Origin of the sequence: Ruegeria profundi, assembly GCF_001507545.1 — a bacterium.
Lineage (GTDB): Bacteria > Pseudomonadota > Alphaproteobacteria > Rhodobacterales > Rhodobacteraceae > Ruegeria > Ruegeria profundi.
Genome location: NZ_LQBP01000006.1, coordinates 25,867 through 48,446 on the forward strand (window position 1 = coordinate 25,867; position 22,580 = coordinate 48,446).

General features: G+C 51.6%; 18 protein-coding genes and 1 pseudogene. 13 read left to right on the top strand and 6 right to left on the bottom strand.

What is annotated here, in order from left to right; all coding sequences use genetic code 11:
* Positions 1-62 precede the first annotated feature (62 nt).
* From AVO44_RS12275 to AVO44_RS12295, 5 genes and pseudogenes are all read left to right on the top strand, one after another.
* Positions 63-767, top strand: coding sequence for an SDR family NAD(P)-dependent oxidoreductase (locus AVO44_RS12275; protein ID WP_068337393.1), 705 nt, complete (start codon positions 63-65; stop codon positions 765-767).
* Positions 768-1,060: 293 nt separating this feature from the next.
* A pseudogene (locus tag AVO44_RS12280) lies at positions 1,061-1,237 on the top strand (DDE-type integrase/transposase/recombinase); the annotation flags it as partial.
* Between the two features lie 397 nt (positions 1,238-1,634).
* Positions 1,635-2,510, top strand: a complete 876-nt coding sequence (locus tag AVO44_RS12285) for a hypothetical protein (RefSeq protein ID WP_068337395.1) — start codon at positions 1,635-1,637, stop codon at positions 2,508-2,510.
* Positions 2,511-2,686: 176 nt separating this feature from the next.
* Positions 2,687-3,538, top strand: coding sequence for a LysR substrate-binding domain-containing protein (locus AVO44_RS12290; RefSeq protein WP_169794853.1), 852 nt, complete (start codon positions 2,687-2,689; stop codon positions 3,536-3,538).
* Between the two features lie 354 nt (positions 3,539-3,892).
* Positions 3,893-4,822, top strand: a complete 930-nt coding sequence (locus AVO44_RS12295) for an alpha/beta fold hydrolase (RefSeq protein ID WP_068337861.1) — start codon at positions 3,893-3,895, stop codon at positions 4,820-4,822.
* 436 nt (positions 4,823-5,258) lie between these two features.
* On the opposite strand, the gene AVO44_RS12300 is transcribed toward AVO44_RS12295, so the two are convergent.
* Genes AVO44_RS12300 through AVO44_RS12315 form a run of 4 tightly spaced genes read right to left on the bottom strand, consistent with a single transcriptional unit; the run spans position 5,259 to position 11,285 of the window.
* Complete coding sequence (locus AVO44_RS12300; RefSeq protein ID WP_068337398.1) at positions 5,259-5,771, bottom strand: hypothetical protein; 513 nt, start codon at positions 5,769-5,771, stop codon at positions 5,259-5,261.
* A 2-nt stretch (positions 5,772-5,773) separates the two neighbouring features.
* Positions 5,774-7,777 carry a site-specific integrase gene (locus AVO44_RS12305; RefSeq protein WP_068337399.1) on the bottom strand — a complete coding sequence of 668 codons (2,004 nt, stop codon included), beginning with the start codon at positions 7,775-7,777 and terminating at the stop codon, positions 5,774-5,776.
* The gene (locus tag AVO44_RS12310) at positions 7,777-9,957 is read right to left on the bottom strand and encodes a hypothetical protein (RefSeq protein ID WP_068337401.1); all 2,181 of its coding nucleotides are present in this window, start codon (positions 9,955-9,957) and stop codon (positions 7,777-7,779) included. The genes AVO44_RS12305 and AVO44_RS12310 overlap by 1 nt, the downstream gene beginning before the upstream one ends.
* Before the next feature lie 14 nt (positions 9,958-9,971).
* Positions 9,972-11,285 (bottom strand): site-specific integrase, encoded by a 1,314-nt coding sequence (locus tag AVO44_RS12315; RefSeq protein ID WP_068337402.1) that lies wholly within the window; start codon positions 11,283-11,285, stop codon positions 9,972-9,974.
* Between the two features lie 1,145 nt (positions 11,286-12,430).
* On the opposite strand from AVO44_RS12315, the gene AVO44_RS12320 reads away from it, so the two are divergent.
* The 7 genes from AVO44_RS12320 (at position 12,431) to AVO44_RS12355 (ending at position 17,787) form a co-directional block, all read left to right on the top strand.
* Positions 12,431-12,730: a hypothetical protein gene (locus AVO44_RS12320; protein ID WP_068337404.1), complete on the top strand. Its 300-nt coding sequence runs from the start codon at positions 12,431-12,433 to the stop codon at positions 12,728-12,730.
* Between the two features lie 363 nt (positions 12,731-13,093).
* Complete coding sequence (locus tag AVO44_RS12330) at positions 13,094-13,393, top strand: hypothetical protein (RefSeq protein ID WP_068337406.1); 300 nt, start codon at positions 13,094-13,096, stop codon at positions 13,391-13,393.
* 55 nt (positions 13,394-13,448) lie between these two features.
* Positions 13,449-14,063, top strand: a complete 615-nt coding sequence (locus AVO44_RS12335; protein ID WP_068337407.1) for a hypothetical protein — start codon at positions 13,449-13,451, stop codon at positions 14,061-14,063.
* 53 nt (positions 14,064-14,116) lie between these two features.
* Positions 14,117-14,422 (top strand): hypothetical protein, encoded by a 306-nt coding sequence (locus AVO44_RS12340; RefSeq protein ID WP_068337409.1) that lies wholly within the window; start codon positions 14,117-14,119, stop codon positions 14,420-14,422.
* 42 nt (positions 14,423-14,464) lie between these two features.
* Positions 14,465-14,638 carry a hypothetical protein gene (locus AVO44_RS21045; RefSeq protein WP_157769975.1) on the top strand — a complete coding sequence of 58 codons (174 nt, stop codon included), beginning with the start codon at positions 14,465-14,467 and terminating at the stop codon, positions 14,636-14,638.
* Positions 14,639-15,422: 784 nt separating this feature from the next.
* Positions 15,423-16,856 (top strand): hypothetical protein, encoded by a 1,434-nt coding sequence (locus AVO44_RS12350; protein ID WP_068337413.1) that lies wholly within the window; start codon positions 15,423-15,425, stop codon positions 16,854-16,856.
* Positions 16,846-17,787 (top strand): metallophosphoesterase family protein, encoded by a 942-nt coding sequence (locus AVO44_RS12355; protein WP_068337415.1) that lies wholly within the window; start codon positions 16,846-16,848, stop codon positions 17,785-17,787. The genes AVO44_RS12350 and AVO44_RS12355 overlap by 11 nt, the downstream gene beginning before the upstream one ends.
* Here the strand turns inward: AVO44_RS12355 and AVO44_RS12360 are convergent, their stop codons facing one another.
* Positions 17,788-18,546, bottom strand: coding sequence for a hypothetical protein (locus tag AVO44_RS12360; RefSeq protein ID WP_157769977.1), 759 nt, complete (start codon positions 18,544-18,546; stop codon positions 17,788-17,790).
* A gap of 177 nt (positions 18,547-18,723) precedes the next feature.
* On the opposite strand from AVO44_RS12360, the gene AVO44_RS12365 reads away from it, so the two are divergent.
* Positions 18,724-19,653, top strand: coding sequence for an SdiA-regulated domain-containing protein (locus AVO44_RS12365; RefSeq protein ID WP_068337420.1), 930 nt, complete (start codon positions 18,724-18,726; stop codon positions 19,651-19,653).
* 88 nt (positions 19,654-19,741) lie between these two features.
* On the opposite strand, the gene AVO44_RS12370 is transcribed toward AVO44_RS12365, so the two are convergent.
* Entirely contained in the window at positions 19,742-22,120 is a 2,379-nt protein-coding gene (locus AVO44_RS12370; protein WP_233421981.1) for an autotransporter family protein, read from the bottom strand.
* Between the last annotated feature and the right edge of the window lie 460 nt (positions 22,121-22,580).

The following is a 22,580-nucleotide window of genomic DNA, read 5'->3' on the forward strand; positions in this document are numbered from 1 at the left end:
TGATTTTTAATCTTTGACATCGGTAGCTTGAAACAAGCTGCCCGTCCGAAAGGAGTGCCAACATGAAGGATAAACTGTGCCTTATCACCGGCGTAGGTGACGGGACCGGGGCATCCGTTGCCCGACGGTTCGCATGGGACGGATACCGCGTCGTTTTGCTGGCCCGGAATACTCAGCGATTGTCAGAGTTGGAAAAAGAACTGCCAGATGCGCGGTCCTTTGCATTCGACCTCGAAGATCTCGACCAACTCGTCAGGGTGTGTCGCCAGATCAAGGATGAGATGGGCACACCCGACGTGATTGTCCATAACGCGGTACGGGCCACCTTTAAGTCGTTCATGGAGGCCGACCCAGAGGAGCTGGAGCGAAATTTCAGGGTCAACACCACGAGTCTGCTGTACTTAGCGCGTGAACTGACCCCGGCCATGGTAGAACGCGGCAGCGGCTCTATCATCGTAACGGGCAACACTGCCGCATTGCGTGGTGTGCCGAACTTTGCGCTTTTTGCGCCGACAAAAGCCGCGCAAAGAATTTTCGCACAGTCGCTTGCGCGTGAGCTGGGCCCAAAGGGCATCCACGTGGCCTATGTTGTGATAGATGCAGCCATTGATACACCGTGGACGCGTATCCCCTTTAATCCCGATGAACCCGAAGAATTTTTCAGCAAGCCGGACGCTATCGCGGAAGAGGTGTTCCACACCGCTCATCAATACCGATCCACATGGTCATTCGATGTAGAACTGCGGCCATTTGGGGAGAAATGGTAGATCTGTCGCAAAGGGCTTAAACGAAGAACCAGTCGGAAGCAAAATCTGTCGGTTTTTGTGCCGAAGTACTTCGCCCGTCGAAAGACGGGATTGTCAGGTTGATTTTGGAGCGCAGAAGGCTGATGTCGCACGGTTCACTACATAACGCGCGCGCTCTTAACGGGAAACTCCGCAAGCTGCATTGTTATGCGTCTCAAAGCCTTAGCCCATCTCGTCATCCGTCAGGTTGCCAATTATTAAATGATAGCCAACGCCTTTGGTTAAAAACAAACTAGACCGGCCTGGGGCGGCCGCATTTGGACGAAGTGGTCATCCCGATCAACGGTCGGAAATGCTGGCGCTGGCGGGCCGTGGATGCGAACGGTGAAACTTTGGATGTCCTTGTCCAACCTCTGAGGAATACAAAGGCAGCCAAGCGCTTTCTGAAGCGGTTGATTTCACAATTCGGTAAACCCCGTGTTGTGATCACCCCCTCTCGGGACATTGCTGCGCAATGCCCTGCCGGGCAAGGGAACCTTTGCGCTTGCTTTCATCGCGTTTAGCGCTGGTGACGCGGACCTCGGGCAGTCTGTTCTTACGCGCACGGCGCAGTCCGCACTTTCAGAACGTATTGCGGTGCAGCTTGTTAATACAGTCTATTCTTATATCGTATACAGGGCCGAGCAACCGTGAAAGCCGCATAAAATCAATAGGTTTAGGTAATCCGACGCCTCCGGTGTCCTTGTTGGCGTAGATGACCGATCTGTTGCGCTTCTTTCCTGTGCACGAATCGCGCGGCGAACCCCACCGCGACTAAGCGGATTTGACTGTTCAAGTTACAGGTTGTAACCCGACAAGCGAGGTGAAAAGCAAGGACAAGACCCGAAGATGCAGGTTGCTATCCACGCAGGCGCGGCTTTTACCGACGAAGGGCGTGTGCTAAGCTCGCTGAAGAAAAACTCTGCTACCCTCTCTGCAACGGGGGTCAGGTTTTTCGGCTGGCGTCGTTATAACAGAATCTTCAAGCCCGCTTTCGACAAGATTGAGGCCGAGGCTGTCCATTTAACCTCATATCAAAACCTCAAAGCCATTCTTCCAACCGGACCGGACACCCGGCGCGCGATCTTTTGCAGCGGAAAGTTTGCGGGCGATCCGGCCGATGCTTTGAAGGACGGGCAGTTGTACCCGCAAGCTGGTCGCAGGATGGCACTGCTGGAACAGGTATATAGCGACCATCAGGTTGAGCTGCTGATGGGGCTCAGAAATCCAGGAAGCTTGGTTCCGAAACTTCTGATGTCCCTCACTGAAGAGGCGCGCGAAGACATCGTTCGGAACACCGACCTAAGCTGCCTTAGCTGGATTGGTATGGTCGAAGATATCCGGGACCTTGCACCCAGCGTTCAGATTACCTTGTGGAGCGATGAAGACACCCCCTTCATTTGGGGGGATGTTATACGTGCGCTCAGCAATCTGGACGAAGACGTCGTTCTGGCAGACGAATATGAGCTTTTGACAAGCTTGCTGGATGATACTGGCCGCGAAAAGGTTCTGGAACTGACCGGTCGGGATACGCAATTGGGCAAGTCGGACCTTAATGACATGCTGGCTCAGATCTTCGAAGATCACGCACAGCCTGATAAGGTTGAGGAAGAACTGGACATGCCCGGCTGGAGTACCGAGATAGTCGAAGCATTCTCGGAACTCTACGAACAAGACCTTGAACGTCTGAGCACGATGCCCGGCGTACGTGTCTTGAGGCCCTGAAGAACCCGGCGATGCCCGGCCAGACCGAATGTGTCAAGCGGACTGACCCTGGCTTGAACGCCAAACGATCCTTGCGCTTGCGGGCACCGCCGCAAAGGGCTGTACTGGTCTGAAACCGGAACACTGGAAAGAAAGAGACCCTCTGTTTGCGCTCAAGCCCGAACCTTCCACCGCTCTTGTCCCTTCGCGCTTTTTCTGCGGTGGCGCGGCTGCTTAGTTTTCGAAAGGCAGCAGATGAGCTGCTGATTTCACAAAGTACAGTCAGCCATCACATCCGGCAGCTAGAAAACACGCTTGGGACACCGCTGTTCGTACGACATGCACGCAGCGTTTCTCTAACACCTGAAGGGGAACGCTATCTCAGTCATATTGACGCTGCCTTCCGTACCATCACAGATGCAACAGCAGAGCTTCGGGCCCAGGTTGGACTGCAAACGCTGCGCGTGACGGCGCTTCCGTCCTTTTGCTCATTGTGGCTCGTGTCGTGTCTTTCTTCGTTTTCAGAAGCGCATCCAGAGATCGAAATCGAACTTGATCCATCACTTGAAAATATCAGCTTTACGCGGGATGAGGCCGATCTGGGCATAAGATACGGAACCGGCCCGTGGACCGGAGTTGATGCCACGCTTCTGCATGTCGAAAAGATTGCACCTGTTGCGCATGCTGCAAGATCCACATCGCTCGGAGATCTGTCCGACGAACAGCTTCTACTCAGCCTCAAAAAACACGAATGGCAAGTCTGGGCGAAATCGCAAGGCGTGACGCTGGCCGGTGCGAAACGCATGCCGCTGACTGATTACAACGTAGTCGTCCAGGCCGCGATTGACGGATCAGGTGTGGCAATCGGTCGTCAGTTGCTTGTTGATCCGCTTGTGCGCGCAGGTCGACTAAAGTGGCTTGCAGACCCCAAGATTGTGGACCAACGCCTTGGCTATTGGCTGGTCAGCGCCAAGGGACGCGCCTTTACCCCAGCGATGTCGGTGTTTGCCGATTGGTTGACCGGGGCTTTTGCCGAGATCAAAACCTGAAGCGTCATCACTCAGCCATCTAAAAAATAGATTGCTCGTACGCCTTTTTCGAATTGGTAAGGCGTCGAGCGCCACATTACGTCCCCCATGTAGCGGAAAGGAGAACGCCCAACTGGCGTCTCGTGAAACTGCGCGCCCGTTGGAAAGGTTACACCGTTTTGCCTGCCGGGAGGCGGGCTTCCTCAACTCAGAACTCAAATTCTGTATGCACATTGGAAGGATGCCGGGATGAGCCCGTTCGAGCCACTCGCCCACAAGAGTAACTTCACACGCCGCAAAATGCTGCAGTTGACCGTCGTCGCAGGCGCGCTTGGCGCGGGCCTGCGGCCATCTCAAAGTTTTGGAGACTCCAATATGACCACAATAACCCCCGCCGTACCGTCTGACGCCACTTTTGACGGTACCTGGCCCTTTACTGCAAACTACACGGACGCACCCGGCTATCCCGCCCACTATATTGACGTTGGTGAGGGACCCGAGACTTTGCTGTTACTGCATGGCGAACCCACGTGGAGCTATCTGTTCCGGCATCAAATCGCTGAATGGTCGCGCCATCATCGGGTCATTGCTGTCGACCATATGGGTTTTGGCAAAAGCGCCACGCCAAAAGACCGAACCTATTGGTTGCAGGATCATGTCGACAATCTGGAGACGGTCGCCCTTGCCCTCGACCTCCGAGATGTGACGCTTGTGATGCATGACTTTGGCGGGCCGACCGGCATGGGGTTTGCGGTTCGCCATCCCGACAGGGTCAAACAGATTGTCTCGGTCAACGGACCAACACCACTGGGCCAGCCAGACCTGATTGATCGGCTGGTCGCGAATGCGGGTGATGCGCCGTGGTTTCAATGGATTCTCAAGGCACATGACAACGGCACGCTTGAGCCGCTGTTAGGCCAGCTGGATTATACCATCCTCTCAACTTTGAAACTGAACGGCTTTGAAGACCCCTCAATCGTGACGGACGCCTGGCTAGACGCCTACCGCGCACCTTTTCCGACACCGGCCGAGGCTGCCGGAGCCATCGGGTGGGCCAAGGGGTTTGCGGCCGGGGCGCACAAATTCGAAGAACCAGATGCGGCGACCCGAGCAGCGATCAGCGCGAAACCCGCGCTTGCGCTTTGGGGTGAAAAAGACCGGACACTTCATGCCAAGCATTTTCTTCCGCTGTTCGAAGCCGCATTCCCGAACGGCAAAATTCACCGCCTTCCCGAAGCAGGCCATTACAGCCCAGAAGACGCCCCGCAAGACGTGACCAGCCACGTTCTGTCCTTCCTAGGGTAAACCTGATCCGCGGCTGCTCAGCCTAGCCTGAGCGGCCGCATAAAAAGGCTTTCGATGGGCAAAGCAGGCTTTGGGAAAAAATGCTCCCAGCCCGGCAAGACAAACCTTTTGGCATAGCTGTTGCTAGTTCATGCCAAGGGCTTCTTTATTATGTTGGCTGAGAAACCGAGTCGTAGCTTAGTTTACTATTCGCTTTGGCTTTGAAGCGGTTCTCAGCCGCTCCATAGGCACTAGGCCGCGACGATCCGTTGCGGAAGTGAATAAAACTGAAGTTCGTCTTCTAAAGGGTTCGAATCGCGGTATGAGTCCGCGAAAGATCTCACCCAGTTTCCCAACCGTGAGTCGAAGGCCTTTCAGAGAAGAAGTCCTGAGCTCAGCAAAGCGCCCAGCAGGTCAACTGTGCGGCGCAAGGTCGTCAAAACTTAGCCAAAAGGCTTTAAAAAGTATCGTCACTTTTTTTTCTTGAGCCAATCCCAACAACATTTCCGCTGTCACGCATTTTGCGAATATCCGCTTCTAGGTTTTCTATTTTGGTTTGAAGTTCTTCCTTCTCGATCAGCCAAGCTTGTGCCTCGGATGACATCTCTCTTATTGCTTCTTGAAGAAATGCAATCGAGTCCCGCCTCGCTTTCTTAGACTTTCGTTTGGCGGCTGTGTCAGAACTCTTATGTTTCCTTAACCAGGCTCTGACTTGCTCGCGAAGGTCTAGATGGCGCTCGTTCCTCAAGTAGTTAACACCAAGACCGGACCTTCGCAGAACCTCTGCCATCGAAAGGCCAAGAGGCCGGTCAGGGTCCTTGGGATCACAATAATAACCTCGCGCAGAAATCTCCGTATCGATCTGCTTCATCATGTCGTTAATACCATCGCGAGCTCTCTTGCTACGGTTTGCATGATAGTCTTTCAAGGGGGCCGATTTCCTGCTTTGTTTTTTTGGTTCGCGTTCCATGCTTAACCAACAAGTTGAGCCAGTTTTTCTCGGGTCGATGGTGGGAGCGGCGTGAACAGTTTCTTTTCACAGTCGAACAGAGCAGCTTTAAATCGCTTGTCGTCGAGAAACTCGTCAATCATTGACTCAAAGACGGACAAGTGCCCTATAATCTGCGATTGAAAGAATACTCGGATTCCCCTTCCCACGTCCCCGGAAAGGAGTTGTAGGGCATTCCTGATTGCTTCCTTTCTATCTTGTCGAGCCGCAGCCATTTCCAATCGAAATATGCAGGAAGAGTTGCAAGCTCCAACGTCACGTTGACCTGTAAACTTCGAACAGAGCCCATTCTCCATATCCCCAGCAGTGCAATATCTTTCTGGGCCAACTTGTTGAATGTTAGGCAGTACTGCCAGAAGCAGCTCTGGGTCATCGTCTCCAAGGTCTTCCCGTATACCTCGCGAACGGAGTTCGTCGCGCGCCACTCGAATTCTAGGCGCGCTTGGTCCACCGCACTCATCAATTTCATTGACGATCCTCACTCGGAGCAAATGCTTGTGCTCCTGCCTAACTTTTTCTGCATCCGCCTGAAACTCAGCGTCAGAGAGCATGTACCCGAGAGTAACGTCCATATCTGTGTGACCCAGTACGTCAAACAGGATGTTGTTTGCACCCTCCAAGGCCAAACCAACCAGTCGCGATAGAGTTTTTCGGAAACGGTGTGTAGTCAGTTTGCCGTCTAGCTCTCCGAGCGCCACGCCGTTAAGAGTTCGGACACGCGAGCCAAAAAGTGCGACCGCCTGCTCCATACCGGAGATTTCTGTCGTGTTGTTTTCTTTTGACCACCAAAGGTATCGGCCTGTTTTACCGAACGTTCTTAGCAGGCTCTGCTGCCTTTTTACCGCTGCGACTGCGTGATCAGGTAGAGCCCAGTGACGTTGTTCTCCCGCGGGAGTGTCTGTCTCTTTGAACGTGTATCCAACAAGTATTGTGTCATCATCAGAACGCTTAAGTGGCTCTTTAGATAGGACTTTCAACTCGGAAACACGCCCCGCCGTTGCGGACAGTAATATCTGCGCATTAGCGCACTGGCAGAGCAAAAGAAGTGATTTTACCCCGTCGAGTGTTTCCACCGGCCAGCCCGAAAAGAACTTACTTGTCCGTGCCTCACCGGGGACTCCTAACTCGAAAGGGAATGAGAAACCTGGTTCCAGGACATCACCACGCCAGGACTGGATTGCTTCGTTTCTTACGCGCCTGACGAGATCTTGCCCATAACGCCCTTGATCATCCTCCGTTATGCTTGAGATTTCTGCGTAGCAACTCTCGAGGTCGTGCTGGATACTGGCCAGGAAGAAACTGGCGCGAAGAATTTGAGAGAATGCACTATCGTTAAAAGGCTGAATTGCTTGCGATTTGAACCTTTTAGGCGACACATCTTCTGCCGGCCAATCGTCAAACAAGCCCATCATAAGAAAGGCATTCAAGCGAGACGTGTTCATTTGAAAGAAATTTGGATTGGCTTTCCTGAGATCCTGGAATGCCGCCGGCGACAAATGCTTGAAAATCGAAACGCCGTCCGGGCACGTCGATATGGCGCTTGGTTCCTGCGTGTCAATCTGAAGAGCCATTTTTGCGGCGCGTACGAGAAACCCAGTTCTTGACACCCAGGTGAGTGCCTGCGGAGGACTCATTTTTCGATTGCTTTTCACGGTCTGCGTCAAGTCCAAGAGGGCGATCCTCTTGAGGCGTCTCAGGGCCATCTCTGAGCGATGTTCTGACCGTGACCAACTTTGCGGCAACGCTTTGGTAAAGTCGATCTGGCGCAAGCTGAGTTTGGTCTTTGCGGGAGGAACCATTTCGGCCGGAACCTCGACAATATCATCAGAAAGCGCGAATCCGGGCATCACTGGCAAATTGCAGACATCATCCCAAGGCAAGCTCCAAACCAGATCAAGACGTATCGAATTCTGAGTAAGCTCGTCGCGATGCGCGTTTAAGATTGGGTTTAAAGAGCCTCTCGACATCAATTGACCTCCCCACCCTCAGTAGTAAAGGCCTTGAATTCGGATGCGACCTCTCCCAACGGAACTTCATCAAAAATCAGTGCACGCCCTTCGGTGAGAGCCCTACGATGATTGGCCAATTCCCTGTTAAAGGCATCCCCAAGCTCCGGGTAGGTTTCTTCACGAACAATCAGAATTGCCTGACGTTCAATCTCAAAGGATGATTCTAAGAAACGTTGTGCCGGAATTGAACGGCTTAGTTCGAGCAGCTCAGCGAGGCGGCGCGCGAGGTGTGGAATCGCCTCTGCTGTCAACCTGCCGTGTCGGCACAGAAGACAGCGCTGGGTCGCACATAGAGTACCAGCAATGTGATTGGGCGCAATTTCTGTAGGTGGCTCAAATGGATTTGAACAAGCCATTCCGTAGCGTGATCTAAAGTCTAGTAAGTTCTGATGGTCCTTATCCGTGAAGCCTGACGAACTCATTGCCATGTGTAATGCCGTTGGATCAACGTCTCGTCCGTTCTCGATTGCCTCAAAAAAGTGCTTGCACATATCTCGGAACGTCCGAAGTCTGTTCTGGATTTGACGGTTTTGTCTGAGGTATACTCTCGTCGTTCTCATGCTCTGGTGCTGCAAAAGATGTTGGGTGACGAAGGGGTTACCACCTGAGGCGTCATAAATGTAAGCGGCAAAGCCATCCCGTACGTCACCGGCGGTCATACGTTCGATGTCTTCACAAAGATGACCTTTACCCCGTCGCTGCGCGGCTTGAATGGCGGCAGGTGTTAGATACCTCTTGAATGTCGCGGCAATCGGCTCCGTCACTCCCAACAGTCCAACAGCTTCATGTCCCTTGCGTTTATGGTTGAAATAGATCCAGGGGGATCGCAGCTTTCGCTCAATCTCGAAAATCTCACGCCGCTTCTGATCTCTTAGCCTCTCCTTCGCTAGATACCTCCATCGCAACATTCTGAGCAGATCGCGCAGGTGTTTCGTTCGTTGTATTTGATCTCGCAATACCGAGTACGGTCGGTATCGCGAGTTTTTGAATGAAAGCGCAGCGTGAAGACGGCCTGTTTTTGGCCGAATTGCTTTCAAGTCTACCTCGTTACTTGATGTGTCAATACCGTGCGGCTTGGCTAAAATCATTACCGAAGACTGACGCTGATTCCGCTCATCCGGGCTTGTTGATCGATCAACATACCAATCCTCACAGTCTTCGAAGTCTTCGTCCACGACAGAGATTGCGCCGACAGTATCCGTCCAACCGGTGTGAAAGGACACAAGCATGTAGCTGGCCAAAGTGGACCTACAGGACGGACTGTGCTGCTCCATAAGTGCAAGCGAAGGCGTGGAAAAGTACCTTTGTGAGCATTGATTTAGTTGCAGAACATCGTCCTGATCTATGTCGCGGTACAAAAGTACACGCGTGCTGAGCCGCTCGCGCGCAAGTACTGAAAGGTTGAAAACGTTTTCCCAAGGACTTTCCAACGTTTCCGGGTCTTTGATCTCGCCTCGTGGATCGTAGCCCTTCTCGAGCGCTTTATTGCCCTCCAAACCGTACTCGACACTTTTGTCGTGAAGCCTCTTTGCGGCGGTATAGATCACCTTAAGCGCCTTAGGGTTCACATCCCTATGCATCTTGGGTGCGTTACCACTTTCGATTGTCGGCCAAATTAAGCGAGTTTGGGCGTCATCTAAGCCGTCCATCAGTCGACGACGTGAGGCGTTCAGAATTGCCTCCACTGCACGTAACGTCTCTTGCTTTCGACCGACCCCAAATCTCTGCTCCAAGAGAAACCTCTTGAACGCTTCACCGTGGGCGACTTCCACATCGAGGCAACGGCTTACTCTGGAGTCCCACTGGACTTCAAACTGAGAAAGAAAACGAAAGAACTTCTCCAAGAGTTCCAGTCGTTTCTTAATCGAAGACTTAGCCTTGTTGGATGTCCATATCCGAATTTCAGGCGCTAGATCATATATCAAGGCGGGGCGACCGACAAACCCAGTTTCATCGGATCCATCTCTGAATTTGGTTAAATCAACATCAAATTCACCTTCTCTTGGATTGAACACCGTCCAAGTAAGTGGATTGGCGTTGGCCCCACTAACCCTAGAAGCCCCTGTCTTTCTTCGTGTTTTTCCTTCTCCGCCCTTGGAGAATTCTAAGTCAGTTTTGTGCTTTTGCAGTTTTTTCACGCGTTCGCCCCGGTCTACGAGTCAAGCCAGTGCGACCACTCGCGCACATAACGATCTGACTGCACCTGCCCGGCCAGCCATCGTAGGTATAAGTCGGTGGTTTCTTGGTTCACATGTCCCAAAAACGGTTGAACATGTAACTTGATTAGGGTCTCTCCAATTCGCGTGGTCCACTCTATAGATGGCGTGGTTACCTCACCCTGACTTGCCTTCATCTCGAAACGGAGAACGTCGAGTTCAGCCTCCATCCTTTCAAGCAATTGATAACATGCCCATGTGTGACGTCCGGCATGAGGCGACCACGCCTCGAATGGCAAAGACTTGTTCAGCAAGCCTTTTTGCACCCAAAACTCCCGAAAGCGGGAATAACTATATGGCATTCCAGTATAAGGTGAGAGGAACAGCTCTTTTGGCAATGTGGCACCCGGGTAGAGCTCCTTGTGCACTTTCAATGCGAGTTTTCGAGTCATCCGCTTGTAGTCGCTCAAACGGACCAACCACTCCCGGGACATTCGGATTGACCGTAGTTTGCCTCTCTTTTCTATATCTTGAGGATCTCTGCCACCCTTTGTGCCGTACTTGATCGGAATGAAGACAGCTTGTTCACTCGGATCAATGCTATCTGGGTTTGGCAACTGGTCAGCGCGAAACAGGATGACTTCTTCTGCCCGCATCGCAGTTTCAATGACCATTCGGCACATCATGTATGCCGTGATACCCAAAACCCCGGGAAACCCCCTCAACACGCAATCAAGCCAGTTCTTAATCTCGCTTCTTGTTGGCAACCGCAAATCAGCAGGGTTTGCACGAACACGCCCTACCCGACGGGTCGAGCTTTTGCGATTTCCAGATGCTGAAGATCTCCTTATTGGCTCACTACCTACCGCGAATGGCCTCCTCCAACCTTGAGCGGCCGCATAGGTCAGAAAGTCACATGCTGTATCAACTCGGTTGTTGATTGTCCCAGGTGAAAGTGGGTCTCCACTGTTTGCTGCCTGACCATTGTGCATCTCAGTTTGGTAAGAGTTCAGCAGTTGCTCATAAGAAATCTCCTGCCATTCCAAGTTTCGCCGTTCGCAATATGTAAGGAAATGCTCAAGGTTACGGGCATAGAGTAACATGCTGTTGGCTGCAGGCTTCGAAGCTATACTGTAAGGGGATTTTTTCCCCATTCGAGGCGCCCATTGCCCAAGTCCACGTGAAATAAGATACTTGGAGGCCTCCGCCATCAGCCTCCAGTCTTGGGACCAGATTACTGGAATGTGAGATATCTGACCAATACCAAGCTCTTCAGATCGTTTTTTATCTGTCATTTCCAAAAACGCCATGAAATCTTCCTTATATATCCGCGTGCATAGGCGTCCAAAAATACGTGATTTGGCAATTGCCGACTCACCAAAAAGAGATAAGAAATTACTCAGAACTATTGCCTCCTACTAAAGCTGGAAAACTGCGCCTAACTTCTTACTCCCAAACTAGATTTTTTCTCGCCTACCGGTAGTGTTTGCGCAAAGCAGAAGGAGTGCCATCAAAAAATTCAGAATTGATAAATATTTTTCGTTCAACTCAAATCGGCGGAATATCGCGAATAAAAATCAAAAACGCTAGCGCTAGAAAAGGGAGCTTGAACTCTCAATTTTACTCTTGAAAAGCAAGAATAGTCTCCAAATTTCATTTGAACTCGAAGATTAACAATGAACAATAGTTTTTAAATCTCGGGCCTTATTCTTGCATATCCAATTATTTTTACAGCAAGAATAAGTTACTGTTCATGGTAATTTGGACACAAAGAATTTTTTTTGGAACGAATAAAACGGGCTTAAACGTCAGCCAACCAGTGCCGAGATTCTGGAATCAGTCTACAGGCATCACTCCAACCTCAATCTCAAGTCGCCGATCACCCGACACCCGCCCGGACAATTCGACTTGTTTGGCTATCCTTGCCTGCAAACCACTAAGCTGCACTCACCCCTATGGGTGCTCCCACCTACCTTTTTGTTTGAAAGCAGAAGCCTATCGTACGAGAGCATTAAGAATTTTACGCGCGGAAAAAATGTTGATTTATTAAAAATTAGATTCAAACATGTGAATTTGACACAACTTTCATTTTACCTCCGTTGTTGTCGTTGTTGCCCGATGTCTCGGGCCCTTCTGACTGCTAGAGTGAGTGCTGGCGGTCGGAAGGCACTTTACACGGATCAGTCGTTGGGAGAGCGCGATGCTTAGACTTAATGTACTCGCCCTCTTTCCAGAGTTTGCTCTAGCTTTTGCCAGTGATTTCATTCGGCCATCCCACGTTGTTGGAGGTCTTGGCAGTCAAAGTAATAGTGCTCTGCCCGCCAAGCCCCCCGCGGCAAGTTTTGGGAAAGGTCGTCACAGGAACGTTGTCTGTTCTGTCGGCTGCCCAAAGGCGAGAGCCTCAAACAAGCGCATCCAAGTTCATTAACTTCAACAGACTCAGAGGGAGAAGAAAATGACCAACAAGATGGTGATGATTGCAAGCGCAACTTGTTTTGCACTGCTCGCGGCCTGCGACGACACGGGTACATCCAATGCGTCCGCCGAACTCACGCCGGCTCAGCAAGCGTGTTTGCGAGATGTAGCCAGCACAACGAACAATTCACAAGTCGTGGTGCTCTCATCCGCGTTTAGCGAGGCGGGAACACAGGTCACAGTCGGCGTTGGCGAGGATCGCGCTCCTTGGAACTGCATTGCTTACAGTGATGGCACGACAGCTGGTATCGAGTTCCTGGGTGACGAAGGCGCATTGTAACCTGTCTGCTGCGTTGCTGAAAACGGCTGCGCAGCACTGGCTTGATCTGCTGAGGCTCGACTTGGTTTGTAGAACCACCATCATCGTATTCGCGGTCCTGTACCTGTTGGCGTTGGTTGCATTCTTGACGGGCACATTTGGCTGGTTGGGACAGGAACGAGACCCTTTGTCCGGAGTGTTCCTGCTGCCGTTGGGACTACCTTGGATACTTGTGGCGGACTTATTTTCGGATTCCGCCAAGCCGTGGTTCGCGGCGATTGCACCGGTGCTCAACATTTTGGCGCTGGTTTTCATTTGCAGGTGGGCTCGCAGTTTACACCAGAAATGAAGGAAGAGCTCTGTCTCACCAAAAGGGAGGAAAACATGGGAAAAGTGATCTTGGGAATTGTGATCGGGCTCGTCCTCGGCGTGGTTGGGGCGATGACCTTGGGTGGTGGGGCCGCGGTGGGTGTCGGCGTTGCGACAGGCTTGTCCGCCGGTGTCTGCACCACATTGAAAGGAGCGCAAGCCGAGAACCTGATCACCGCCGAGCAAGCGGATCAGATCCTCAATCGCGTAAATTCCGAGATGGCATCTCTGCAAGGAATTGAAACGACAGGCGAGATCGTCGGCAGCGCACAGGCATGCGATGAGTTTCTGTCAAAGTTACGAGAAGCGAAGTGAGGTTCCGCTTTGTACGGAACAAAACTCTAAGGATTAGCCAGCAAGGGACCATCTGATGAAATTCGCTGTACTCAAATTCTTCGCACCGATGTTCGCAATCGCAGGCACAGCTTCGTTTGCAATGTCTGAAGCAGACGACGCGTGTATCGATCATTTGCGGCAGGTTGGAGGACCAGACGGTCAATCAGGTACGATTGAAAGCTCGGAGTTCTCAGAAGCGGGCACGCTCGTCATGCTACGTGACGCAGGCGGAACGCTTTGGCGCTGCATCGCGTACAAGGATGGAAGCATCGGCGAGATGTCGGTTGTCGACGCGATGGATGATGGCGGTGGAGCCATGGCAGGCGCTGCCGGGTCTACTGGTAGCCAACGTGTCAAATTTGATTCTGGTTCCACTGGCGCAGAACTCGTTGGTGAACTCGCGCCCGGAGCGTCGCAGCAATACGTTCTGGGTGCCAAAAACGAACAGTTCCTTTACGTTCGCGTTGCTCCGCGAAATGGCTCCTTGGACTACGTTATTCGCAACCCCGATGGTTCTGAACTGTTGGGATTGATGTCGGCGGACAAGGAGTATCGTGGGCAGCTTTGGCAATCCGGTGATCATGTTGTGGAGGTTATCAATCGCAGCAACTCTTCCGTCGACTACAACGTAATTTTCGGAATTGAATAGGTGATCAACCAGAAACCCAGGAACGCAAGTCCAAAAAAGAGAGGGAAAAACAGATGAAATCCAAGGTCCTATTGGTGGTCGGCACGGCGTGTATTGCTGCGCTTGCAGCATGCGACGACAGTGGCGGATCAGTGGATGCAACTGCACCAACTGTGGGTAGCTCTAGCGATCTTTCGTCATTTGAAGGGGCAAGAGCGGGCCAAGCTGAAATGGGCATCCAAAGTCTCGGATTTGAACTCATCCGAAGCGAAGGGCTGACCTCGTACTGGTTTAACAAGGATACTGGTGCATGTGCTCAGATCACGACGTCTGAGGGAAGGTACTCAGATGTAAATATGCTGCCATCAGGTGACTGCTGACACATTTTCATCAATCAAACATTTGCAAAAGGGAGCTTTGGATTGCATTTCGACTTGGCGCATGCGGCGGTCACCATCGTCGCTCTAATTATAACAAACCTGGCGTTGAAATCGGCCGGCGCGATAAACGAAGAAAACAAACACCAATGGAACTGGAAAGTTTTTCTGGCCTACTTCGTGGTCGTCTTTATCATCAATCTCGTGTGGCCCATCTAAAGTTTCACAGCGGAAAGCTATTTACCCACTTGATATGGTTTTCATGAACTAGCCTTTCCGAGAGACTATCAGGTCGCAAGAGTTTGAGCATCAAAGGTTCAAGAATAGAAAGGATTTGGCATGCGGTTTTTGGCTTCCCTCATATTCATTGGTGTTCTCGCAACCGCTGCGAATTCTGACGTGACCAGTCGAAATGGCGGTCCAAGCAACAGTCAAATGCTTTCAAAGGGTGGTGACGGAGGCATTGATGGTGTCGCTTTCTTTCGCCCAGTCTTAAGCGGAGTGTTGTATCGATCCGGTTTCAAGGGCGGCGACAAGGATCGAACTGGCCTAAGTGAAGGTCAACGCGAAACTCTGTGCAATGAAGGGTTTTCAACAGGGTTTTATGCCGACTTCGGCAAAAACACTGAATACGGTCGCACCAGCTGCGGAAACGGATCCTTTGACTATCAGAGCGCCAGATCCTCCCGACCCGATGCTGTCATGGCGTCCATACACGAGGTGATTCAAAACCCTGGAAAGGGCCCTGTTCTGGTGCACTGCATGTGGGGCGTTCATTCCTCAGGTGCATTGTCGGCGATGGCGCTCGTTCAGTTTTGCGGTTGGACAGAAGAAAGGGCCAAGGAATATTGGAATGATGCCCGAAACGGAGCCCCTTGTTCAGGCGGGTGCGACCAGTGGATTGGCTCAAAATTTTCCAACTTCAGTGTCGACCCAAAATTGAAGATCTCCAACGAGCAACAGGCAGCGATTTGCCCCAAATGATATTGGGAGGACTATCCAAATGAAGTTCAATCTTCTGGGGTCACTTGCTTTAATTGCACCCACTGTCTTGTGGGCGAACGACGATGTTCTCGGTGAAGCCACGACATTTGATAGTCCCAACGGCGTTACTGAACGCTGTATTCGGATCGAAAAAGTTCCAACGGGCGAGTATAAGAAAAGCGATCTTGAGGAAGAAACGGCCTATTGCGAGATCGATTTCTATGCCTCCGAAATTGCTATTTGCCCAAAAACCTGGAGCACCAGCCCAGGAATGGCAGTCTACGATATTTCGGAAGGACCTTACGTGGGGAACCGTTCTGAATTCGAGAGAAACGCTTGCAAGGAGGGGAAGGCGGCAAAAGATCTGGCCAAGGACAGGGTGGCTAAATTCAAGTCCACCATGAACCAAAAAGGCACCAGTGGAACCTTTTCCACGTCTTCACTGCTTTACTATCATTTCTCCAGATATTTCGACGCGACTGTAAAAGTTCCAGTCGCCGTTTGGCGTAGCATGGACGCCCAGGCGCATTTTTACGAGGTCGCCGAGCCTGGTCTTGCGATTTCTGGTGGCTCTCATGGCGGGCGCATGAACCACGAAGGCTGGCGGGTCTTCGCAGCTGCGGATGCTGACCCGAACTCATACCAGCCAACCGACGATCTGTTCACCGCAGATCGAACGCAGATATACGGTGTGCTGCTTGATAGCCCTGGGCATCGATACGGCTCGGAAATCAACGGCACCCGTAAATCTGGTTGGGGGAAAGGTCAGAACCGCGATTTTCAGGAAACTCCTGCTTTCTTGGCTTTGCGTTCTTCAAAACCCTTGCCAGAGGCCATTGTAGAGGGCGTCGGAGAAGGTCGAAGAGACCGGATGATCAACAAGGATCTCGGTCCCGATGTCAGCGACCAACAGATGACCTTTTGGATGCAAGAACTTACCGAGATTGTACTCCTCGATTTCATCTTTAGCCAGCAGGACCGCGTAGGAAACATAGACTTCACACCCTATTGGTATTGGGTCGAAGACGGAAAGCTGAAGCATAAGAAAGCCAAGCACCATGAGCCAAACGATGGAGACGTTCCCGACGACGCATTACTGATCCGTCGCAGCAATCTAAACGACAACGATGCTGGTGGGCGTGTCGAATACGCCAACTTCGCGAAATCTACTCAAATGCTGGAGAAAATTCGCCACTTCTCTCCAAGCACGTATCGGCGCTTGATTGCATTGAATAGTGACCTTCAATCCCAAGGCCCAGTCTATGACTGGCTATCGCAAAGCTTTGGGTTGTCAGACAGTCAGATTGCACAAGTTGTCAAAAATACTGCGCTGGCAACGTCCATTCTCCAGAGCAATTGCTCAAATGGCGATTTGATGTTCGACTTGGATCCTGTCGCATTCTTTTTGAGAAACGGCACCGATGTAGAGGCTGTGGACTGTTATGTACCGTAGGTGTTCTGCTCTTATTGCGGTGTTCATTTGGACCGCTCTGCTCGCCTGCAAAGCGGCGGCATTGGATGTCATCGTCATATCGGATCTGAATGGAAGCTATGGTTCGGTAAGATACGATGCCCGCGTCGACAAGGCGATTGAGCGCATAATCGAGATTGATCCAGATCTGGTTATTTCGACCGGAGATATGGTTGCGGGACAGCGCATTCCCAACTTGTCCGACAAACAGGTCAGGGAGATGTGGAATGCGTTTCACGAGGCCGTATCAGATCCATTAGAGGCTGCCGGCATTCCATTTGCGGTCACACCTGGAAACCATGATGCCTCCGCCTACCGAGGGTTCGAGCGTGAAAGGAAAATATACGCAGAGGAATGGACGCCGAGAAAACCAGGCGTCGACTTCCTGGTTTCGGATGACTACCCGTTCTTCTACGCTTTTGAGATGCAGGGCGTAACGTTTGCGTCTTTGGACGCTACGACCTTAGGACCTCTATCCGGCGACCAGCTGGACAGACTTGAGGAACTGGGGGCAAATGGAGACCCGATTGTCACTTTCAGTCACCTCCCACTCTGGCCCTTCGCGATTCAGCGCGAACGCGAAATTATTGGTGATCCAACACTTGAAAAAATCTACCTGGAAAGCGGTGTTGTTCTGCATCTGTCAGGCCACCATCATGCCTTCTACCCCGGTTGGAAAGACGGTGTGGCTTATGTCTCTCAAGCTTGTTTGGGAGGTGGTCCGCGGCGGCTTATTGGCGATAGCGCCAGATCACCTCACAGCTTCACTCATGTTACGTTCCAGCCGAACGGAGAGTTTGGGATAGCCGTATATCGAGGACCCGATTTCGAAAGGTCGGTAAACTTCAAGTCGCTTCCGAAAGAGATCAGATCCCCGAACGCGGTATTGACACGTTTGGACCTTGTTAAGTGACTAGAGGTTGAGTTTCAGTTCGACTTTTTCAGGGACCAGATCATTTATCATCTCTTCGATCCGGGCTTCCGTCAGTCCACCCGAGGTGATGAAAAGCAATGAAACGCGAGATTTTCCGGGAACGTGGTGTTTTCTGACCAGCTTCCAGCCGGCGTCTGCGGCCATGGCTTCAATGGCACCGCTGACTTTCAATGAGTGCTCTTCATCTGAAGCTTTGAGCGAAACTTCCACGCCCTTGTTTCGCCCACCGAGCCAAATGAAACACCAACATACAACCGCCACCAGTGTGGCCATCAAGGGCAAGCCCAGCCCTACCGCCAGCCCAAGCACGGTGACTATAATCATTTCCACCGTGTCGACCGGGTCATCCATATTTGATCGGAACCTTAACAGAGCTCCAATTCCAAAAATCACGAACCCGATCATTGATCCGTGCTGTACGACCAGAAACCCAACCGCCATGCCGACAAGCGCGTATAGGAAGAACAGTCGCGGCATGACGATATCGCTGACACTTCTGCGGGCTCTCCGCCTCACAGGGTGATAAACGATTAGTCCAGTCAATATGACAGTTACGATGACGTCGAGAGTAAAGAAATACAGTTCCTGTTTGCCCCGAAACTGTATCCAACGTCGTTCGATAAGTATTTCCGACTCCGAAGTACCGGCCAACAAGGTCGCGGGGTCGACTTGTGACACCGCAGCGCCTGGCAACAGCACCATCAATAGCACGGCCATAAGTGGGAACGTCGTGTTCAACTTAACTTCCTTCCTGCTTACTCTAGCAGATTACGTTCCGCCAAAGACAATTCTTGTCCAATTCAATCGCAACAGTCGGGATCAGGTAAAGAGATTACAATGCACTCTTCGGACATCGCATCCAGACTGTGATACGAACGCTGATACGGAGATGTGGTCCAAGCGCGAGAAAATCCAATGACAGAATACAAGCCACTTCGGTCGAAACTTGGGTTTTCACGGTGCTTCCCCAAGCTTGGAACACTAGCTTCTTTTGCAAGCGCGACTGTTTCATTTCTGGCATGGATCGAGGGTGCCCATGCCGAGAGTCCAGGCTTGACACTCATCGACTCCTTCAAGGTGGCGGATAAATCGGAAGGCTTCTCGGAGCCTTCCGGATTGTCTCTGTCCAACGCGGAAGGCTTCTTATGGTCAGTAAGCGACGCTGAACCTAAACTGCACCTACTTGGAATCGACGGGGCATTAGGAAACTCATTCAAGCTGCCTTCATTGGCGGGATCAGATCTGGAGGGCGTCGCATCACGAAAAGATGGGTCTGTTTTAGTACTTCAGGAAACTGATCGATCAATTCTAGTCGTTCACCCGACTGACCCCATTCAACTAACTACAATCCCTCTCACATCTCTCAAAGGCTACTCGGACGCCGCTGAATTGCTCGTCGGCAACCCTTTGAACAAGGGACCTGAGGGCATCGCCGTCGAACCGGAATCTGGGCGGGTCTTCATTGGCATTGAGGGACAACCAAGGTTGTTAATGGTCGTATCACCAGAGCTAGATGAAATTGTTGAGATGATTCCTTTAGCCCGCGATGCAGGTTTTATCTCCGAGCGTGTAGATGATGATGAACTGGATTTGAGCGGCCTGGCATGGTCCCCGTCCTCACGTTCTCTTTGGATTGTGAGTGACAAAAGCCGTCAAATCTTCGTCTACAATCCAGAGTCCAAGTCCATAAAGTCTATCAGTTTGACGTTCACAGAAGATGGAAAACAAAAAGAAGTTAAACATCCCGAAGGGATCGCCCTCGATGAGACCCGAGGGCTTTTCTATATCCTGACAGACGACGCCAAGAAATCGCGGCTTTATGTTTTTAATATCCCCAAATTTTGATCGCTAGAGAATGACGCTCACACCGCCACGTTAGCTTACGCAAGTTGTTGCAGCTAGCTTACCATTCCTCTTCTTTGGTCCGCCCTAATCAGAACCGAACGCTTAAGTTTGCACCGAGACCATGCTCTTGGCCGTTGGAACGAACTGAGTAACCATACCCTGCCGTCAGTCTGGCCAGATCAGAAATCTGATACCCTAGCCCCAGACCAAGAACGAAACCATTTGCTCCTCGGTTTTGTCCGACTTGTGTGAACGTGCCAAATATCGGGCTCGTGACAGTGATTTCGTGTTCACTGTCCTTGTTGGCAAAAAAATCATACTCGTAACGAGCAAAGGCAATTGGGGTTAGCACACCATTCTCTGTCAAGAAGTCGCGTTGATAATCAACTCCAATGGAAGCAACCAGAGACTCTGCGTTCGCTTTTTCAATCGAGTAGTTGAAATCACCACCGCCCGTCTCTGTGCCTGAACCTTGTTGAATACGCCCGTAGTTCAATCCAAAAACCGTGGAAACCCTTGCACCGCTGTCCAGGTTAAACAACTTCCGTGCCTGGATACCGGCATGGATGCCCTCTTGGTCCAAATCAGACTTTGCCTCGCCTCCTGTAAAGCCATCAACAGAAGGGTTATTTCGCTTAGCGTCGGTTTCACCGAACATGTAACCGACCAGCCCGGAGAACTCCCAAGTTCCGGTTGTTGTACGCCCATAGACGCCCACATGATAGCTGTCGGTCGAAAAGTCCTGATCGACTTGATCGTGTTCATCCATGGAGGATGTCCCAAAACCTGCGTACACGCCGACCACACCTCTGTCGGTGCTTGCGACATCCGCTCCGACCAAAATGGTGCCCAGCGAATAGTCGAATGTCCCAAGGCCATTGCTTCCATCAACGTCCCCGCTCACATAGGCCGTGTCGATCCACCAGCGCCGATCAGAGCAGTCTATTGCGCCGCTCGGGCCCTGGGCCGAGTCGATGTCTCCCGATGCAATAGGTTGATCCTCATTGTTGAAGCCAACCGCTTGATACTTGCGGCAGTCAGCGTGGCTCAGCACAGTGTTGGTTATCAGGTCAAGTTGCTCAAGCCCAACGGTCAAATTGGAGGAATAGGGTTCTGCGTGCACACGATTAAACCCAGCCAAACCTGAATTGGTAAGCGTGTTAACGGTATTACCCAAGGTTGAGCCATTGGTCAGATTAGTTCCAGGTGACGTGTTTGTAGTGTTGGCCACCGCACCAGCAAGGTTGCTTGCATTGGGAGATCCAACAACTGATGGATGTTGCGGTAAACTCGAAACGGGGAGGGTCGAAAACGCTATGTCGATTCTACCGTCCGCGGTTGGCGTGTTTGAGATACTCAGACTGGATAGGGCGGGCAGAGATCCTCCGGCAACAAGAGTTGGGGAGTTTCCATCGAAACTCGAGGCTTGAAAAACCGTGTAGTCGTTGCCAGCAGCATAGTCCTGCGCAGTCAGGCCAGGACGAGCGGCTTCGACTTGTATGGTGGCGTTGTTGATACCAGTGACTGCGTCTGTTGACGAAACCAGATCCGCGTTTTGTGCCGCTGTGGGGTCGACTTCTGATAAAATCGTCGACCCCGCATCGAAGAAAATTGCACTATTAATATTCAACGTCCCAATCGAAGAGCCCGGTGAAAGAACAGCGCCATTTCTCACGTTGAAATTGAATGCATTCACGGTGCCATTACCGGCCAGAGTACCAAAGTTATCAAAATCGACCGTGGTTAAGCTGCTGGACGCGTCAAGCCTAAGTGTTGAACCACCACCGATCACCATATTACTGGTGGCCGACATTGAACTGTTGGTCAGTGTAAAATCAGACGCTTGAGCACTTCTTGTCTGAATGTTGATCACACCAAACGCGATTTCCGTCGCGTTTGTTACTGTCAAGTTATCGTAAGTTAACGGCGTGTCTGATTGGAAATATACCTCGGTTGGATCAACATCACTCCCATTTGCGGGCGCAAATGTCATGGAGCGTCCTGATCCTATCGAAGTCCCTACAATATTGACTCTTAGCTTGCCGTTGATTTCCGTCGTCAGGGCCTCCCGTGAAACAAAGTCGCCGCTCCCAGCCGCGACATCGACGTTCAGCAAAGCCAGTACCGATGCTCTGTCTGGATTTTGACTCTGCCCCGGGACATACAGCTCAATTTCCCCAGAAGGCGTTATGGTGGAATTACCAATCAGAAGCGCCGTGGTGGGCCCGTTTGGAATTGGCAGGCAGGTTTTCACAGTAGAAGATATCGTCTGCCCGCTAAGAATGGTCTCTGTTCCAGCAGTGTATTCTTGACGCGGAGCACCAACTTCAACGCAAGATTGCGAACTTTGGGCCTGGGCATCGCCGGGCAGTAAGAAGTACACCAAGGCTCCCAGAGTGAGCTTAGAGAAAAGTGCGCGATCAACGTAAGGCGCTACGCTTGCCTGAACTCGATACTTTGTTTCCATAAGCTCTCTCCACTAACTTCACAAACGCGGTCACAACCTTTTGCGATGATCCGGAGATCATTTGAGCACAAAAAAGTACTCGGATGACAGAACGCTTTGGCGAATGGTTTTTAATGGGGGCCGCGGCGCAACAGTGCCGCTTGAAGATTATTCGCCCCGCGATAGAATTCACTCACAAAACTGCAAGAACTCTACCCGGAGTATTCGCGCATGCAGAAAGCACACCAGTTACGTCCGGCTGCTGCGACGAAGCGCATACAGCGGTCGTTCAATCAAAGTGCAGCGAGTTGTCGAATGCCGGTGTTAGAACTATGGATTGGGCGGATGATGTTTGCGCCCAACTGTCACGCGTCGCGGCGAACTGCAGAGGAACTCTTCTGCAGGGAAAGGAGCCCCACGGTGGAAGTGCGGAAAGTTGGACTGGATATCGGTTTCGCCACGCTCAAAGGCTCGTCCACGG

What these genes read in the sequence shown, in the direction of transcription:
- AVO44_RS12275 (WP_068337393.1), top strand. Translation starts at nt 63, where the DNA reads ATGAAGGATAAACTGTGCCTTATCACCGGCGTAGGTGACGGGACCGGG.
- AVO44_RS12285 (WP_068337395.1), top strand. Translation starts at nt 1,635, where the DNA reads ATGCAGGTTGCTATCCACGCAGGCGCGGCTTTTACCGACGAAGGGCGT.
- AVO44_RS12295 (WP_068337861.1), top strand. Translation starts at nt 3,893, where the DNA reads ATGACCACAATAACCCCCGCCGTACCGTCTGACGCCACTTTTGACGGT.
- AVO44_RS12300 (WP_068337398.1), bottom strand. Translation starts at nt 5,771, where the DNA reads ATGGAACGCGAACCAAAAAAACAAAGCAGGAAATCGGCCCCCTTGAAA.
- AVO44_RS12305 (WP_068337399.1), bottom strand. Translation starts at nt 7,777, where the DNA reads ATGTCGAGAGGCTCTTTAAACCCAATCTTAAACGCGCATCGCGACGAG.
- AVO44_RS12315 (WP_068337402.1), bottom strand. Translation starts at nt 11,285, where the DNA reads ATGGCGTTTTTGGAAATGACAGATAAAAAACGATCTGAAGAGCTTGGT.
- AVO44_RS12320 (WP_068337404.1), top strand. Translation starts at nt 12,431, where the DNA reads ATGACCAACAAGATGGTGATGATTGCAAGCGCAACTTGTTTTGCACTG.
- AVO44_RS12330 (WP_068337406.1), top strand. Translation starts at nt 13,094, where the DNA reads ATGGGAAAAGTGATCTTGGGAATTGTGATCGGGCTCGTCCTCGGCGTG.
- AVO44_RS12335 (WP_068337407.1), top strand. Translation starts at nt 13,449, where the DNA reads ATGAAATTCGCTGTACTCAAATTCTTCGCACCGATGTTCGCAATCGCA.
- AVO44_RS12340 (WP_068337409.1), top strand. Translation starts at nt 14,117, where the DNA reads ATGAAATCCAAGGTCCTATTGGTGGTCGGCACGGCGTGTATTGCTGCG.
- AVO44_RS12350 (WP_068337413.1), top strand. Translation starts at nt 15,423, where the DNA reads ATGAAGTTCAATCTTCTGGGGTCACTTGCTTTAATTGCACCCACTGTC.
- AVO44_RS12355 (WP_068337415.1), top strand. Translation starts at nt 16,846, where the DNA reads ATGTACCGTAGGTGTTCTGCTCTTATTGCGGTGTTCATTTGGACCGCT.
- AVO44_RS12365 (WP_068337420.1), top strand. Translation starts at nt 18,724, where the DNA reads ATGACAGAATACAAGCCACTTCGGTCGAAACTTGGGTTTTCACGGTGC.
- AVO44_RS12370 (WP_233421981.1), bottom strand. Translation starts at nt 22,120, where the DNA reads ATGGAAACAAAGTATCGAGTTCAGGCAAGCGTAGCGCCTTACGTTGAT.